Origin of the sequence: Rhodomicrobium sp. (assembly GCF_047605405.1) — a bacterium.
GTDB lineage: Bacteria > Pseudomonadota > Alphaproteobacteria > Rhizobiales > Rhodomicrobiaceae > Rhodomicrobium > Rhodomicrobium lacus.
This window is the reverse complement of record NZ_JASGFR010000001.1, coordinates 79,337-96,232: the sequence shown is the minus strand read 5'-3', so window position 1 is coordinate 96,232 and position 16,896 is coordinate 79,337. Positions and strand designations below refer to the sequence as shown.

At 64.2% G+C, this 16,896-nt stretch carries 14 protein-coding genes; 5 read left to right on the top strand and 9 right to left on the bottom strand.

What is annotated here, in order from left to right; genetic code table 11:
• The first annotated feature begins 117 nt into the window (after positions 1–117).
• On the top strand, positions 118–756 hold the full coding sequence (locus QM659_RS00405; RefSeq protein ID WP_127077630.1) for a hypothetical protein: 639 nt from the start codon (positions 118–120) through the stop codon (positions 754–756).
• 104 nt (positions 757–860) lie between these two features.
• On the opposite strand, the gene QM659_RS00400 is transcribed toward QM659_RS00405, so the two are convergent.
• Positions 861–2,510, bottom strand: coding sequence for a hypothetical protein (locus QM659_RS00400; RefSeq protein WP_415186964.1), 1,650 nt, complete (start codon positions 2,508–2,510; stop codon positions 861–863).
• A gap of 537 nt (positions 2,511–3,047) precedes the next feature.
• On the opposite strand from QM659_RS00400, the gene QM659_RS00395 reads away from it, so the two are divergent.
• Both QM659_RS00395 and QM659_RS00390 read left to right on the top strand, forming a co-directional pair.
• Positions 3,048–4,241 carry an FAD-dependent monooxygenase gene (locus QM659_RS00395; RefSeq protein WP_415186963.1) on the top strand — a complete coding sequence of 398 codons (1,194 nt, stop codon included), beginning with the start codon at positions 3,048–3,050 and terminating at the stop codon, positions 4,239–4,241.
• A gap of 62 nt (positions 4,242–4,303) precedes the next feature.
• Positions 4,304–5,212, top strand: a complete 909-nt coding sequence (locus QM659_RS00390) for a lysophospholipid acyltransferase family protein (protein ID WP_415186962.1) — start codon at positions 4,304–4,306, stop codon at positions 5,210–5,212.
• A 47-nt stretch (positions 5,213–5,259) separates the two neighbouring features.
• Here QM659_RS00390 and QM659_RS00385 read toward each other — a convergent pair whose 3' ends face one another.
• From QM659_RS00385 to QM659_RS00365, 5 genes are all read right to left on the bottom strand, one after another.
• A complete protein-coding gene (locus QM659_RS00385; protein ID WP_415186961.1) occupies positions 5,260–8,433 on the bottom strand; it encodes an efflux RND transporter permease subunit in 3,174 nt (1,057 codons plus the stop codon).
• Positions 8,430–9,815: an efflux RND transporter periplasmic adaptor subunit gene (locus QM659_RS00380; protein WP_415186960.1), complete on the bottom strand. Its 1,386-nt coding sequence runs from the start codon at positions 9,813–9,815 to the stop codon at positions 8,430–8,432. Before QM659_RS00380 ends, QM659_RS00385 begins: the two co-directional genes overlap by 4 nt.
• Positions 9,802–10,230, bottom strand: a complete 429-nt coding sequence (locus QM659_RS00375) for a FixH family protein (protein WP_415186959.1) — start codon at positions 10,228–10,230, stop codon at positions 9,802–9,804. The genes QM659_RS00380 and QM659_RS00375 overlap by 14 nt, the downstream gene beginning before the upstream one ends.
• A 119-nt stretch (positions 10,231–10,349) precedes the next feature.
• Entirely contained in the window at positions 10,350–10,784 is a 435-nt protein-coding gene (locus QM659_RS00370) for a hypothetical protein (RefSeq protein WP_415186958.1), read from the bottom strand.
• A gap of 97 nt (positions 10,785–10,881) precedes the next feature.
• Positions 10,882–11,223 carry a hypothetical protein gene (locus QM659_RS00365; protein ID WP_415186957.1) on the bottom strand — a complete coding sequence of 114 codons (342 nt, stop codon included), beginning with the start codon at positions 11,221–11,223 and terminating at the stop codon, positions 10,882–10,884.
• 307 nt (positions 11,224–11,530) lie between these two features.
• Between QM659_RS00365 and QM659_RS00360 the strand changes: the two genes are divergently transcribed.
• A complete protein-coding gene (locus QM659_RS00360; RefSeq protein WP_415186956.1) occupies positions 11,531–11,965 on the top strand; it encodes a low molecular weight phosphatase family protein in 435 nt (144 codons plus the stop codon).
• Between the two features lie 39 nt (positions 11,966–12,004).
• Positions 12,005–13,588: a cisplatin damage response ATP-dependent DNA ligase gene (locus tag QM659_RS00355; protein ID WP_415186955.1), complete on the top strand. Its 1,584-nt coding sequence runs from the start codon at positions 12,005–12,007 to the stop codon at positions 13,586–13,588.
• Positions 13,589–13,673: 85 nt separating this feature from the next.
• Here QM659_RS00355 and tmk read toward each other — a convergent pair whose 3' ends face one another.
• The 3 genes from tmk to QM659_RS00340 form a co-directional block, all read right to left on the bottom strand.
• On the bottom strand, positions 13,674–14,423 hold the full coding sequence (gene tmk / locus QM659_RS00350; RefSeq protein ID WP_303484956.1) for a dTMP kinase: 750 nt from the start codon (positions 14,421–14,423) through the stop codon (positions 13,674–13,676).
• 1 nt (position 14,424) lies between these two features.
• The gene (locus QM659_RS00345) at positions 14,425–15,657 is read right to left on the bottom strand and encodes a D-alanyl-D-alanine carboxypeptidase family protein (protein WP_415186954.1); all 1,233 of its coding nucleotides are present in this window, start codon (positions 15,655–15,657) and stop codon (positions 14,425–14,427) included.
• Between the two features lie 89 nt (positions 15,658–15,746).
• Positions 15,747–16,772, bottom strand: a complete 1,026-nt coding sequence (locus tag QM659_RS00340; protein WP_303484950.1) for a septal ring lytic transglycosylase RlpA family protein — start codon at positions 16,770–16,772, stop codon at positions 15,747–15,749.
• Positions 16,773–16,896 lie beyond the last annotated feature (124 nt).

Genomic DNA, 16,896 nt, shown 5'->3' with positions numbered 1-16,896 from the left:
CGGTGCCATGTTGTAGCAATAATGAGCGCGACAAACCATAAAAAAGCAACGCTACTCAAAGTCGCGGGCTTTGAGGGAAGCGTTCAAACCTTTGGTAAAGAAGGAACGATGGGGCATATGAGGGGGTCTTTAACGGCAGTGTCGCGGCTGCTCGGTTGCGGTTGCATCGCCGTGTCGGTAAGCGCCTGCGGGCTGTCGCAAATGCCGTCCATCGGCGATGGCGGTATCTTCTCAAGCAAGAAGGCGGAGCCGTCGTGGACCCCGATCATCACTGAAGACAGTATGATCACGGCGGCGCGCACGAACTCGGATGGCCCGGTGGAAATGGCGGCGGCGGCGGGATGCCCTCCCCTTCAGGTCGAGGGCGGCCAGCGTTACGTGACGATCTATGAAAGCAACCGCATCGGCGATGCGTCTGCGGTCATCCATCGCGCGGAAATCACGAAGACGGCGCGCGAGTGTCAGGCCACGTTGGGTGTGGTGCAGGTCAAATACGGCCTCGCCGGCCGTGTGCTTCTCGGCCCCAAGGGCAAGCCGGGCGCTGTCGCGCTCTCCATCACGATGCAGGTGCTCGACAAGGCGAAGAACAAGGTCAAGTCCGAGACGTTCAACGTCTCCGTGAATATCACCACGCAGAACCCGATTTCATACTTCGCTCTGGTGCGGGACGTCGCGATTCCCGTCCGCGACGGCACGACCCCGCAAGATTACACGGTCTCGTTCGCCTTCGAAAAGAAGGGACCGGGAGCGGCTTAGGGGCAATCCGGTATTCGAGTTCCGGCTGGTCGGCAAGGTTCAGCTGCGACGCACAAAAGCCGCCCGAAGGAGCGGCTTTCATACATATTGGCGTGAGTGGCCGCTCAGAATTTCAGACGGGCGCCGGTGTAGAACGCATCCCAGTCTTCCGGCGCGCGACGCTCGGTGTTGTTGAAGCCGGTCGTCGCCGACGCACCGGTCGTGCTGCCGACGAGAGACGTCGAGGTCGTGATGCTGGCGTTGTAGTGAAGATAATTGCCATAGATTTCCATCGCCGCGCCGTCGAAGGCCTGCGTCACGCCGATGCCGAAGCGGTCGACGTTCGAGTCTCGGACGCGCGTCGTGCTGAGGGTGTTGCCATTGGCGGAATTCCACACCTGGAAATAGACCGCCGCTGCGGCGAAATCGTCGTAGTTGCCGTATTCCGCATAGATCGTCGACGCGCCCACCTCGAAGACACGTTTCGTGATACCGACCTGCGTGTACCAGTAGGTCGCATCCTTGTTGAGAGGCTCGACCGGCGAGTTTTCGATGTGCCGCGTGCCTGCGACAATGCTGCCGTAGAGACCGGTCGGCAGATGGATGGCCGAGAGGTTACCTTCCACGACTTCGATTTTCGAATTCACGCGGTAACGCGCGCCGCCATATATGTTGTTGGCGTTCGAGATGAGTTGCGACGCGGCCACGCCACCGCTCGGTCCCGCCGTCATGCTTGGCTGGTTTGACTGATCGCTACCCTGATAGATCGAATTCGCCGCCCAGGGCGCGCCGAGCGTCAGCGAACGCTCGCCCCACCATTGATAGCCGATCCCGCCCGCGACGCGAATCGAGTTCCACTCCTTCTGATAGCGGAGCGCCGCGTCCCAGAAATCGTTCTGTCCCCAGGCGAATGAAGCGATGAAGCCGCAGATCGTCGGCGAGTCGTAACGGAGCGCCTCCATGCGCTGGCTGTCGAGCGCGTTCGACAGGTTATTCCAGACGAGGCCGCCCGGTGCAAAGGCGACGACAGTCCCCGAATTGGTGGCGCTGAGGGTCGGCGCCACAGTTCGCGTGGAGTTGGGGAGAGCGCCGGACGTGGGCGCGGTCGTCACGAAAGTATTGGTTGTCGTATTGAACCAGGAGCTGTTCGGCAGCGTGTTGTCGCGGATGAAGAAGGCGGCGGAGTGGTAGTTCTCGACGTTGCTGAAACCGCCGCCGAGATTGATGAGCGTCAAGTCTTTCGTCGCAGTGTTCTGGAAGCCGAGCGTGACGCGCCCGAACGTTTCGTTTTCGACGAAGAAATTTTCCTGACGAATGCGGAGCGCCGTCTCGATATTGCGGTTCTGCTCGGTGAGCTGATCGACCAGATTCGACGACGCATCGCGAAATTCGTATTCCAGCAGGAACCCGGCCTTCCAGTCCGGCGCCATTTGGCCGACGCCTTTCATCCGGAAACGGGTTGAAGCGAAGTTGTTGTCCTCGACGTAGACATCGCTTTGCTTACCGTCGTTCCAGAAAAGCAGGATCTTGTCGACCCAGCCGGAAAGTTCGAGCGAAACCTTGCGGTTGCCTTTGCGAACAGTGGTCAGCTCCAGTTCCGCGACGCGCTCTTCGAGGTCGGCGCAGCAATCGCCGCCAAGCGCAGACTGGGTAACCTTTTTTTCCGGCTTCGCATCCGTATCGGCCGCCATCGCAGGAAGCTGAGCGCAACCCAGCGCAACGCCAAAGGTTGCAACGCAGATAAGGCTCGTTCTGCTCACGAGTCCGCCGACCATCTGTTTCTCCCTTCAATGCGTTGGGCAAACACGGGCTTAATTGGCGGAGAGCTGTGCGCCACCGCCTCCTTTTCTTTCGAGCCGCGAGGCCCCACTCGTGCTGAGACAAACTCGATTGGCCTGCGATCTTTCGAAGGGCCGTTACTACTTTTGGTTGCTATCCGAGTCTTACCCATTCGTAAACAATGCAACTTAAAATTGAATTTAACTTGCGGACATTTGTGGCGCATGCGCAACGAAGGGCTCCGCAGTGCAACCTATGCTGAATTTTACTTGTAGTGAGTTGTGCTGAATGACAGCCGCGATGCAACTCAACATCATTTATACTTGCATGACATCGATCATCCGCTCACCGCAGCAGCGAAGCGGGTTGCAGTTCGCGAATCGGATCGATGAGGCCCCTCATCGTGAAACCTGTTTCGATTCGGGGTTTTCTCCCGATACGCGTCGCCTCGCGCAAAGATGATCGGGAGGGCGTTCCCGGTTTCAGGTCCGGTGCGATAAGCTGCGCGGCAGTCGTCGAACAGGGAGCGAAAAATGAGCTTCACACAGAGGTCCGATGTCATCGTGGTCGGCGCTGGTCCTGCGGGACTTGCGGCGGCAATCGGCTGCCGGGATGCTGGCCTTACCGCAACCGTCGTCGACACGTCGCCCGCTGCGTCCGCCCGTGCCGCGACCGGGCGCAGTGCCGCGCTCTTCAACACGACCGTCGCCTTTCTTGCGCGGCTTGGAATATGGGATCGCTGCGCCCCGCATGCGGAGCCGCTCCGGGCGCTCCAGTTCATTGACGACACGGGGCGCCGCTTTAGGGCGCCTGACGCGCTTTTCGAGGCCGCCGAAATCGGCGAGGAGGCTTTCGGCTGCAATATCGCCAACGCCGATCTCGCCCGCGTTCTGAAAGAGATCGCCGAAGAAATGGGCATAGCGATTCTTGCGCCGGGGCCGCTTCGCTCATTCCATGAATCCGCAACGCGCGCGATCCTCACCTTCGAGAACGGTATCGAGCTTTATGCACCGCTCGCCATTGCCGCAGACGGTCGAAACTCGGCCACACGCGAGGCCGCGGGGATACGCGCGCTGACCTGGTCCTACGAGCAGACCGCCATGGCCGCCAGCTTCAGCCATGCACGCCCGCATAAGGGGCTGTGCATCGAATTTCACCGGAACGGCGGACCGTTCACGCTCATACCGCTGCCCGGCAACCGGTCGAGCTTCGTCTGGACGGAGCGCACGGCCGAGGCCGCGCGTCTGATGGCGCTCGACGACGACGCCTTCGCGCGGCAGATGGAAAAGGCGTCGCACTACGCGCTCGGTCGCATCTTCGATCTCAGCCCGCGCGGGGCTTTCCCGCTTTCGGCACTCATGGCGCGCGAGTTTGGCCGCGCGCGCGTGGCGCTTGTCGGCGAGGCGGCGCACGCGGTGCCACCCATCGGTGCGCAAGGGCTCAACCTCGGCTTTCGCGATGTGGAAGCGCTTCTCGGCCTTCTCGTGAACGCAAAGACGGCGAATGGGGATCTCGGCGGCGAAGATCTGCTGCGCGATTATTCGGCGGCACGTCGCGGCGACATCGTCAGCCGGACGCTCGGCGTCGACCTCCTGAACCGCAGCCTGCTGTCCGGCTTCCTCCCGATGCAAGCGGCGCGCGGCCTCGGCCTCTATGCGCTCGGCGCGATCAGGCCGTTGCGAAGGGTCTTCATGCGGCGCGGCATGGCTCCCGCCGGTCTCGTTTAGGCTTGACGGCTCGGTTTGCGGCTGCAAGACAGGCGGAAGGCTCTTACCGCGCGTTCCCCATCATGTTTCTCGATCTCCGTCAAAGGCTGGAATATGGCGCCGTTCTGGCCATCGCGGCGATTCTCCGCGCGATGCCGCTCGATGTGGCCACGGCTTTTTCGGCGCGCGCCTGGCGATTCCTTGCACCGAAGACCCACCGTCAGGGCCGGGCGCTTCGCAATCTGGCCAAGGCCATGCCGGAGACGACGCGCGCCGAGCGCGAGGCCATCGTGGACGAGATGTGGGACAATCTCGGACGCGTCATGGCGGAAACCTTTCTCCTCGACAGACTTCTGAAGGATCGCTCGCGTTTCGCGATCGAAAACCCGGAATTGCTGGAGCAGTACCGCAGCGAGATGGGGCCGCTCGTCGTCGCGGCGCCGCATATGGGCAACTGGGAAATCGCCATCCTGCCGCTTCTTACCATCGGCGCCAACACGGCGGGCGTGTATCGCCTCGTCGAAAACCCCTATGTCGACCGCTACATCCGCAACAAGCGCGCGCGGCTTTATCCGGGCGGCCTTTTCGCCAGCAAGAGCAACGAGGGTCTCGCAACCATCATGCGCATCGCCACGCATGTGCGAAGCGGTGGCGCGCTCGGCATGCTTGCCGACCTCGCGGACTGGGGCGGCGTGCAGGTGCCGTTCTTCGGCCATCCCATGTATGCGACGGTAGCGCCCGCGTGGCTTGCCCGGCGCGCCGGTACGCGGCTCGCCGTGGGCCGCTGCATCCGTATCGGCAAGGAGTCGCGCTTTTCCATCGCGTTCAAGGAGCTGGAGGTTCCGCGCACCGGCGATGCGAACGAAGACATCAAGGTGCTGACGGCCGCCATCCAGCGGGAGTTCGAGGCGTGGATCCGCGAGCACCCCTCGCAATGGATGTGGTCCAACAAGCGCTGGCCGGAGGCCGCCTTCGAGGGCGTGCACCATTGACGAGCAGACGGCAGCCTGCCGCCGCCTGCTCTTCTCTTCGGCTGCCGCTACGCGTCAAGTGCGGCGCGCGCCGATGTCGCCATGGCCGGTGTGGCAGGCGCAGAGCCGCCGCTCGGTAGTCCCCAGCCTTTCACGAGCCCATAGATTGCCGGGATCACGATCAGCGTCAGCGCGGTTGACGACACCATGCCGCCGATCATCGGCACGGCGATGCGCTGCATCACCTCCGACCCCGCGCCGGTGCTCCAGAGGATCGGGAGCAGCCCGCCCATGATCGCGACCACCGTCATCATTTTCGGGCGCACGCGCTCCACCGCGCCAAGCATGATCGCGCGGTGAAGATCGGCCTTCGTGAGCGGCGCGCTTTCCGCCTCGCATTGGCGACGAACCTCGGCGAGCGCATGGTCGAGATAGATCAGCATCACAACGCCGGTTTCCGCCGCAACGCCCGCGAGCGCGATAAAGCCGACCGCGACCGCAACCGAAAAATTGAAGGCGAGCCACCACATCAGCCACAGCCCCCCCACAAGCGCGAACGGCAGCGACAGCATCACGATCAGCGTTTCCGCGAGCCTGCCGAAGTTGAGGTAAAGGAGCAGGAAGATGATCGCGAGCGTGAGCGGCACGACGATCTTCAGCTTGGCGATGGCCCGTTCCATATACTCGAACTGGCCGCTCCACTGCACATAAGTGCCTGTCGGGAGCTTCACCTCGCCCGCCACGGCCTTCTGCGCCTCGGCCACATAAGAGCCGATGTCGCGGCCCTGCATGTCCACATAGATGTAGACGGCAAGCTGCCCGTTCTCGGTGCGGATGGCGCTCGGTCCGCGCGTGCGCTCGACCTTCGCCACCTCGCCGAGCGGCACCGCGCCGCCCGCCGGAAGCGGGATCAGAACATCGCGCGCGATGGTTTCCGGCTGGTCCCGCAGGTCGCGCGGATAGCGGACGTTCACCGTATAGCGCTCGCGGCCCTCCACCGTCGTCGCGACCGCCTGACCGCCAAGCGCCGCCGCGATCACATCCTGAAGGCTGCCGACGAGAAGGCCGTAGCGCGCGAGCGCGTCGCGGTCCGGCGCGATGTCGAGGTAATAGCCGCCGATGACGCGCTCCGCATAGGCGCTCGTCGTGCCCGGTACGTTGCGCACGACAGTCTCGATCCGGCGCGCCACCGCGTCGAGTTCGGCGAGGTCGCGTCCCATCACCTTGATGCCGACCGGCGTGCGGATGCCCGTCGCCAGCATGTCGATGCGCGCCTTGATGGGCATCGTCCAGGCGTTCGACACGCCGGGGAATTGCAGCGCCTTGTCCATCTCCGCCGTAAGACTTTCGAGCGTGACTCCCGGTCGCCATTCATCCTTCGGCTTCAACTGGATGACGGTCTCGAACATTTCCATCGGCGCGGGGTCGGTGGATGTTTCCGCGCGCCCCGCTTTCCCGAAGACGCTTTGCACCTCGGGGAAGCTCTTGATGATGCGGTCCTGCGTCTGAAGCAGGTCCGCCGCCTTCGTCACAGAGAGGCCCGGCAGCGTCGTCGGCATGTAGAGCAGCGTGCCCTCGTTCAGCGCGGGCATGAACTCGGAGCCGAGCTTCGATGCCGGCCACCAGCTCGCGCCGAGGACGACAAGCGCGAGCAGCACCGTCAGCGTCTTCGCGCGCAGCACCAGCCGGATCAAGGGGCGATAGACGAAGATCAGCGCGCGGTTCACCGGGTTCTTCCGCTCGGGGATGATGCGTCCCTTCACGAACAGGATCATGAGCACCGGCACGAGCGTTATGGACAGCATCGCCGCCGCCGCCATGGCGAATGTCTTCGTGAAGGCGAGCGGCCCGAACATCCGCCCTTCCTGCGATTCAAGCGTGAAGATCGGCAGGAACGACACCGTGATGACGAGGAGGCTGAAGAACAGCGCGGGGCCGACCTCCTTCGCCGCATCGATGAGGATGTCGAGGCGCGGCTTCGTCCCGCCGTCGCGTTCGAGGTGCTTGTGCGCGTTCTCGATCATCACGATGGCGCCGTCGATCATCGCGCCGATTGCGATGGCGATGCCGCCGAGACTCATGATGTTCGCGCCGAGACCGAGCCCGCGCATGGCGGCGAAGGCGATCAGGATGCCGACCGGCAGCATCAAAATGGCGACGAGCGCGCTGCGGATATGCAGCAGGAAGATCACGCAGACGATCGCGACCACGATGCTTTCCTCTACGAGCGTCGACTTCAGCGTGTCGATGGCGGCATGGATGAGGTTCGAACGGTCGTAGACGGGGACGATATCCGTTCCGGCGGGCAGCGCCGTGGCCAGTTCCTTGAGCCTCGCCTTCACGTTGTCGATCACGTCGAGCGCGTTCAGCCCGACGCGCTGGAGGATGGTGCCGCTCGCCACCTCGCCCTCGCCGTTAAGCTCGGTGATGCCGCGCCGCTCGTCGGGGCCGATTTCGAGGCGTGCGACGTCGGCAAGCGTAACCGGCGTGCCGCCGTCCACCTTCACCACGATGCGGCGCAGGTCGTCCAGCCCGCGCAGATAGCCCCGCCCGCGCACGACATATTCGAACTCCGAAAGCTCAAGCGTGCGCCCGCCCACATCGGCGTTGCTGGCCTTGATGGCGGCGCGGATCGTGTCGAGAGAGATGCCGAGGTCGCGCAGTCGCTGCGGGTCGACCACCACATTATATTGCCGCACGAAGCCGCCAGCGCTCGCGACTTCGGCCACACCGCCCGCCTTGGCAAGGCCATAGCGCAGCGTGAAATCCTGAAGCGAGCGCGCCTCCGCGAGGTTCAGCGTCTTCGAATCGATGGCGTATTGATACACCCAGCCGACGCTCGTCGCGTCCGGCCCGAGCGTCGGAGCGACGCCCTGCGGCAGCCGCCCCTGCGCCGCGTTCAGATATTCGAGCACGCGGCTTCGCGCCCAGTAGATGTCGGTGCCGTCCTCGAAGATGACATAAACGAAGGACGCGCCGAAGAAGGAAAAGCCGCGCACGACCTTCGATTTCGGCACGGTGAGCATCGCTGTGGTGAGCGGATACGTCACCTGATCTTCCACCACCTGCGGTGCCTGCCCGGACCAGGGCGTGTAGACGATCACTTGCGTATCGGAGAGGTCGGGGATGGCGTCGAGCGGCAGGTGACGCAGTGCATAGATGCCGCCCGCGCTCGCGATGAGGGTTGAGACGAGCACAACGAGGATGTTGCGCGACGACCATTCGATGAGGCGTGCAATCATTGTCCGCCTCCTGCGTTCGCGGCGGCGAGGCCCTTCAGCGCGGCCTTGAGGTTGCTTTCCGCGTCGATGAGGAAATTCGCCGAAGTCACGACCTTCTCACCGTCCCGGAGGCCCTTCTTGACCTCCACAAGGCCAATGCCTCGCTGGCCGGTCTCCACTTCGCGCGGCTCGAACCGTCCTTCGCCCTTCTCAACCAGCACGACGCGGCGCGCTCCGCTGTCGATGACCGCGTTTTCCGGCACCGCGATCACCGGCTTGCCCGCACCCGCGCCGATGACCACGTCGGCATACATGTTCGGTTTCAGGAGCGTGTCGGGGTTCTGAAGCTCGATGCGCACGCGAAGCGTCCGCGTCTCCTTGTTCAACACCGGATAGACCATCGCGATGGTGCCGCCATACGCCTTGCCCGGAAGACCGCGCGGCGTCACCGTAACCGGCTGCCCCGCCGCGACGAGCCCGATGTCGCGCTCGGAAACGTCCGCCAGCACCCACACCACGGACAGATCCGCGATGCGAAACAGCACGTCGCCCGCCTTCGCCTGCTGACCTTCCACCACGTTGTGCTCGATCACATAGCCGTCGCGAGGCGCGGGCCACGTCACGGTGAGCGAGCCTTGCCGGGACTTCTCGATCTGGCGGACGATCTCATCGGGCACGCCGAGATTTTCGAGGCGTTGCCGCGCGCCGCGACCCGCCGGCAGGGCTGTGTCCTTGATGCCGAGGTCGGTGACATATTGCGCCGCCGCCGCCGACAGCGTCGCGCTGTAGACATGCATCAGCGGCTCGCCCTTCTTCACCTTCGCGCCTGTTGTGATATGCGCGAGGTCGTCCAGGAAAGCGTCGAAGCGCAGGGCAACGACCGTCTGCCGGTGCTCGTCCGCAGCGATGGTGCCCGGCGCGCGGATTTCCGTCGCGATGACGCGGCGCGTGGCGGCCTCGGTCTGCACGCCCGTGCGCTGAAGCCTTCCGGGCGCGACCGTCACCGCGCCGTCGTCGTCCGCGTCGCCCTCGTAAACGGGGATGTAATCCATCCCCATGGAATCCTTCTTCGGCGTTTGCGAAACGTCGGGCAGGCCCATTGGATTCCGGTAATAGAGGATCTTGCCCGTGCCCTTGAGCTTCTTCGGCTCGGCGGCCTTGAAGGTCGGCTCGTCCTCCTCATACACGGGAAGGTAAGCGCGTCCGTCCTTCGTCTTCTTCGGTTCGGGCGAGAAGTCGTTCTTTCCGTCCGGGTCTTTGTAATAGAGCGCCGCGCGCCCGGCCGCCTTCGCGGCCAGGAGCGAGAAGCCTTGGTCCGCGCCCGCCTCATATCGATGGAGAGCGACGAACGACGCGAAGGCCGCCAGCGCGGCGGCCCCCGCGAGAGCTTTAGCGCGCGCCATGGCCGCTGTGCGTAGCCGAGGCATCGCCCGCCGTCACGACGACGGTGCCTGACACTGTCTCGCTTTCCCCAGGCACCTTCGCCTGAAGCTTCAGCGCCCAGCGGCCCGGCATGGTGAAATCGCCCTTGAAGCGATAAACGCCCTTTTCTGTCGACGGCTCGCTCGTCACGCGCTCGGCCATGTCGCCCATGCCGTCGGGCTCCATGTCGAGGCGGGCGCGGAAGATCACCGCGTTCTCGACGGGTTTTCCGGTGCGCTTGTCGAAGAGATGCACCGCGACTGGCTGGTCGTCGGCGACCTTCACCGTGGGCGTCGCGGCATGGAATTCGTAGTCGGTTGCGCCTGCGAAAGCCGGGCAGGCGACCGTCAGCGCCGCGAGGCCGAAGCCGGCGGCAGCGAGAAATTTCGAAGTCATCGTTTCAAATCCTGTTCGTCGGATATGCGGCGCGCTGCCTGACGCTCCGAACTCGGCGTTCGGACGCGAACCGGCGCTAACGCGCACGCGGGAGCACTGCTATCGGGTGGCGAACGGGATCAGAGTTGGGGAGGAGGGGGCGGCGGCTGGCGCACGCTTCCCGGCGGAAGCGCGACATGCGCGATCTCGTGACGGACGACGACCAGCCGGGCGCCGGTGTCGGCGGGTTTCAGGATCGCAGCCGCGCTGAAGCATTTGATGCAGGAACAGGATTGGTGCGCGCATTTCCCCTTGCCGGAGCAATGGTCGCAATCCTTCTGCACGGTGTCCGGTGTGGATCGGGCCGACGGTTCATGACATCCGCCGGTCTTCCCGACCGATGCGCCTAGCGCTTGCCCGTGGTGGCCGGATGCGGAGGAACCGGTCTGGCCTGCGTGGCCCGCAACAGCGGAGGCGTGATGCGGAGCGCTCTGTGTGCCGCTCGCGGCCATGACCTGGCCGCCCGGTGCGAAGACCAGGCAAAGCGTCACGATCAGGGCCAACAGTCTTCGCATGGGCGCGCTCCCTCCTGCGAACTATGGCGTCCGAAGCGGTGGCGTCAAGCCCCTTCCGGTTCCGGGGCAGCCACGCACACATCGGCGCAGGGAAGGATCATCTGCAATTCTTCGAGAGCATTGCGCTCGCAACGGCGATCTCCTCGCCCTTGAGGCGTGCGATCTGGCCCTTGACGTCGGCGGCTTGCGAGCCCGCTTTTCCGGCCGAGACGGCGGCGAGGTCTTCGGAGATGCGCGCCTTGTCGCCCGCAAGCCTCTCGCAACTGAAGCCCTTATAGGGCGCGGGATTGACCTTCGCCGGTTCGATGGCAGCCACCTTTTCGGCGGAAACCGGCTCGGATGCGGCGCCAGATGTGCCCGCGGTGAGCCGCGTGTCGCCGCCCGTGGCGCATGCGCCGAGCACCGACGAAATCATGATGACGCCGATTTTCCGCACCATCCCCTCCCCTCTTGTCCGGAGCAAGGCTCCCTGGTCCGACTTGTCCGCCGGTTGACCACTCCTTACGGATGACCGGCCGCGCCATCAACGAGACTTAGGGCGAATCCGCCTAGCGCCCACGGCCAGCATTCTCCGGCAAAAGGCCAGCCATGCCGCAACCGATGGCGGCTTTTACACATTTCGCTCAGGCGCTATATCGATGCCGACCGCAAAGGCGCGAATTCGCACCTTTGACTTTGCTTGAGAAGCGCCGTTCGGTCACACTATAGGCTTCTATGTAACCCCTTTTGCGCAGCGACAGGAAGACTTGCCCCAGGCCGTACTTTTTGCGTGCAATTACAATGCGATCAGGTCGCCCATGGCGGCCGCGATCCTGCGTTTCCTCGCGGGAACCCGGATCTATGTGCGCTCGGCGGGCGTGCGCGAGGGCGAAATCGATCCCTTCGTGATCGCGGTCATGGACGAAATCGGCATCGACATCACCCACCACCAGCCGCGCATAATCGAGGATCTGGAGGACACGTCCTTCGACCTGATCGTGACGCTCGCGCCGGAAGCGCACCACAAGGCGCTGGAGTTCACGCGCACCATGGCCGTGGATGTCGAATACTGGCCGACGCTCGATCCCTCCGCCGGCACCGGCAACCGCGAGCAGATCCTCGAAGGCTACCGCGCCGTGCGAGACCAGCTTTTCGAGCGCATCAAGAAACGCTTCGACATCTCCGGCATGCCGCAGGCTTGAGCGCTTTCCGGTTCACCCACGCATCCCCACATCTCCCGCATGCAAGCCTTCGCCGCCCTTCTCGACCGGCTCTATTACACGCACTCGATCAACGACAAGGCCGCCGTCCTGAAGGCGTATCTCGCGCGGACGCCCGACCCGGATCGCGGCTTTGCGGTGGGCGTGATTGCGGGCACGGTGACGTTCGAGCTGTTCAAGCGTGCGCTTGTGCGCGATCTCGTGGCCGAGCGTGTCGATCCGGTGCTGTTCGACCTGTCGTATGAGTACGTGGGCGAGATGTCTGAGGCGGTGGCGCATATCTGGCCGCGCAATCCGCACCGCACGATCCTCAACCGCCTGCCGCCGCTGCATGAGGCGATCCACGAATTTCGCACGCGCGGCAAGCCCGCCATCCGCGAGTATCTCGCGCTGCTGCTCGACAACATGACGCCGCCCGAGCGCTGGGCGCTCCTCAAGCTCGGCACGAGCACGCTGCGCATCGGCATGTCGGCCCGCTCCGTGAAGCACGTGCTGGCGGAGTTCGGCGGCGTTGAAATCGGCGAGATCGAGGAGGTGTGGCACGCGCAAACACCGCCCTATCTCGATCTGTTCGCGTGGCTCGAAGGCCGCGCACCGAAACCCCAGGCGAAAGACGCCGTGACGTTCCATCCCGTGATGCTCGCGCATGCCATCGAGGAAACCGAGCTGGCGGCGATCACCCCAGACGCCTTCATGGCCGAATGGAAATATGACGGCATCCGCGTGCAGATCGTGTCCACGCCCGTCGGCAAGGCGCTCTTCTCGCGCACGGGCGACGACATTTCGGGCGCGTTCCCGGACGTCCTGGCGCGCGTCGGCTTCCGCGGCGTGCTCGACGGCGAACTCATCGTTCGCGAGGGCGAGCGGATCGCGAGCTTCAACCACCTTCAGCAGCGGCTGAACCGCAAGTCGCCCGATCCGAAGCTCATCGCGGCCTGGCCGGGTCACGTCATTCTCTACGACGCGCTCGACATCGACGGCCGCGACCTCCGCGCGCTGCCGCTCACCGAACGCAAGGTGGAGATGACGCGCTGGTTCGAGGCGGCGCGGCCCGACGGCATGGAACTCGCCGCGCCGTTGACATTCCGCAATCCGGGCGATCTGCAAGCCCTTCGCGCGGAGGCCGCCACCCTCGCCTCGCCGCATATCGAAGGGCTTATGCTGAAACGCCTCGACAGCACCTATGTCGCGGGGCGCCCGAAAGGGCTGTGGTACAAGTGGAAGCGCGACCCGATGCTCGTCGACGCGGTGGTGATGTACGCGCAGCGAGGCACGGGCAGGCGCTCGTCCTTCTATTCCGACTACACGTTCGGCCTTTGGCAAGACGGCGCGCTCTCGCCCATCGGCAAGGCTTATTTCGGCTTCACCGACGAGGAACTGAAGGAACTCGACAAGTGGGTGAGGCATCACACGGTGGCGCGTTTCGGGCCGGTGCGCGAGGTGGAAAAGGCGCTCGTGTTCGAGGTGGCCTTCGACGCCGTGCATCGCTCGACGCGGCACAAGTCGGGCGTGGCGCTGCGCTTCCCGCGCATCAATCGCATCCGCTGGGACAAGCCCGCGCGCGACGCGGACGAGCTGAGCGCGCTCCTGAAGTGGGTGGATTAGGTTGGCCTGCTTTAAGTCGGACTCGTGAGTTGCGCAGGATGCGGTAGACCCGGAACGCGCGACGCGGATCAAGCCTTCGGCAGTGTCAGAGCCGGAAACGGTCGCGGACGATGGACCAGACCTTATCCTCGACGCGCGTCGGCGTATCGGACGCGTCGACCACAGCGCACCTCTCCGGCTCCGCCTTGGCGATGGCGAGGAACTCGCTGCGCAGGCTCCGATGGAAGGCGAGGTTCATCGTCTCGAAGCGATCCGGAGCAGGAGCGTCGACCGAGGGCGCGCGCGCGATCACATCGCTGCCCGTCGCCACGCCGGGAAAGCCTCCAGCGGAGGCGGCTTGTTCCGCCCTTTCATCGACGGCAGCGGCAGGAGCCACGCTTTCGCGCCGCCGCTCCGCCGCGCGCCTGAGGCCGAGTTCGGGGGGAAGGTCGAAAATCAGCGTCAGATCGGGCTTTGTGTTGCCGACGACAGCCTTGTCGAACGTCTCGATCACCGAAAGCGGCAAGCCGCCCGCCGCCCCCTGATAGGCGCGCGTCGAATCGCTGAAGCGGTCGCAGATGACCCACGTGCCGCGTGCGAGCGCAGGACGAATGCCGAGTTCGAGATGCGATTCCCGCGCGGCGTAAAACAGAACCGCCTCGCCGAGCGCGCCGTAGCGCTTCGCCTTGCCCGACAGCAGCACGTCCCGGATGGCTTCAGCGCGGGGCGTTCCGCCCGGCTCGCGCGTGAGGAGCACATTGATGCCCTTGCGGCGAAGACGTTCCGCGAGCACCTTCGCCTGCGTGGTCTTGCCAGCGCCCTCGCCGCCTTCCAGCGTTATGAAGCGGCCGCGCACGTCAGGACTTCGGCGTGACGGCGGGCACCGCCGTATTCACGGGCTGCGTGTGCGGCTTCTTCAGATATTTCGTCACGGCCTGCGAGACATAGGCGTTCACGCCGAGCAGCAGCGAGTCGACGCCCTTGGCAATGATCCCGCCCGCTTCGAGATCGGCCGCCGCGTAGAGAGGCGCGCTGTTCGATGTGCCCGCTTCGGACGTGATGCGCACCTCTCCGACCGGATCGCCTTCCTTCAGCGGCGGCTTGACCGGCCCCTGATAGGCGATCTGGGCGCGGATGCGCTGATCCTTTGCGTTTACCGGGAGAAGAACGACAACGTCTTCCTTCGCCTTGACCGGGAGCGTCCATTTCTGGCCGCCCCACACGCGCACATCGCCCACCACCTCGTCCTTGTCGAAGACCTTATAGGGCTTGAAGTTCACGAAGCCCCAGTTGAGCATCTTCTGCGCTTCCTCGCGGCGATCACGCTCGCTTTCGAGGCCGTTCATCACGAGTACCAGCCGCCGCCCGTCGCGCACTGCGGATGCCGCGATGCTGTAGCCTACGCCTTCGGTAAATCCCGGCTTGAGGCCGTCGGCGGCGATGGCGGTCGCCTGCAACGGATTATGGTTCTTGAAGTTGAAGGTTCGGTATTTGAATTCCTTCTGCCCGAAGAACGGATACCATTCCGGATAGGTCTTGATGACGTGGATCGAAAGCGCGGCCAGCTCGCGCGCGGTCATCTGGTTGCCGGGATGCGGCAGGCCGGTGGAGTTGCCGAACGTGGATTTCTGCAGTCCGATCGCGCGGGCTTCTTCCGTCATGAGCTTGGCGAAAGCGTCTTCCGTGCCTGAAATGCCTTCCGCCACTGCAATGCAGGCGTCGTTTGCATTTTGCACCGCGATGCCCTGTATGAGGTCGCTGACCTTTGCCGTCTGATTGAGCGGGATGAACATCGACGTCGTCCGCGAGGGCGCGCCGCCGTTTCTCCATGCGTAGAGGCTCACCGGGAATTCGGTGTCCATGGTAATCTCGCCGGCCTTGAGCTTTTTGAAGATGACGGCAAGCGTCATGATCTTGCTCATGCTCGCGGGCGCAAACAGCCTGTCCGCGTTCTTCTCGAAGAGGGTCGCGCCCGAGTCGACGTCGATCAGCGTCGCTTCCGCCGCAGCCGTCTGATAGCCGCCCGAAGACTGGGCGAGCGCTGGCTGAAAAATCTGGATGAAAACAAAAAACAAGAGGGCAAGGCGCATGGGCGTCGGTCCCGGTGAGTCGGCAGGGAAATCATAACAAACCGACCGCCTGTTGGCTAAGGTTCAGGCCAATGTCCCTTTACATAGTCTCACCGGCCGCCATTAAAAGCCATGCCCGTGGAGAAGGCAGGCCGCGAGTTTGTCGACCAACCGCTGCCCGTGTCCTGAACCGAGGCCTCGAAGCCCCCTTTCTTGACGACCAGAGGCTTGTCAAAGGGTTCCACCGAAGCTGCGGAAACCGTGGCCGATGCCATGTACGTTTCGGACGGAAGTGGAGGAGGTGTAGCAGCGGCCGCCTTTACCGGAGGCGCCGTTTTCGCCGGCGCGGCGGCTTTCGCAGCGGTGGCCTGACGCGTCGGGACGGTCGTCGTGACCACGGGAGCCCAGGCGGTCATCGTGGCCGACGCGGCCACGGGCGCTGAAGCCGACTGCGCGCGCACCGGCGCAGCGGGCGCGGTTGCTTGCTTGCGCGTGGGAACGGCGGTGGCGGCGGCGATCTGAACGCTTGACGATGCCGGAGCGCTTGCCACCTGCGGGCGTGCGGGCGTCTGCACGCTCGAAACCGAATGCGTGGCCCAGGGCTGTTTGGCAAGAATGGAGCGCTCGAAGTGATCGTCGCCGTTCAGCGGAGCGGGCGCGAAGTAGCGCACGCGCACTGCGGCGGTGCCGCGTCCATGGAAGCCGAGAAGCTCCGCCGCCTTGCGCGACAGGTCGATGATGCGCCCGTCGTGATAGGGGCCTCGATCATTGATGCGCACGATCACGGTGCGATTGTTTTCGAGGTTCGTCACCTGCGCATAGGTCGGCATCGGCAACGTGGGATGCGCGGCGGTCAGCGCGCCCATGTCGTATATTTCACCGTTGGCCGTCTTGCGCCCGTGGAAGAAATCGCCATACCAGGACGCAAGCCCGACCTGATCGTAATTCACGTCGTTGACGGGGGTGTACCACTTGCCGTTGGCGAGATAGGGGCTGCCGAGCTTGTATTCGCCGCCGCCCTTCGGAACCGGATCCCCCACCTTTATCACACGCGGACTGAGCGTGTGGGTTTCGTCGACCGGACCCTTCTGGGTAGAACACGCACTAAGCGATGCTACAAGCGCTGTGACGATCATGACCCTGCTTAAGGATTTGTTGACAACGCCCCGCAACTCGAACCGAAGGCGGGGAGAAACAAGTCCAGTAAGCAGATTCGGGCGAATGCTGGGCGCGGTTTTCTTCTTGCACCAAACTCGCGCG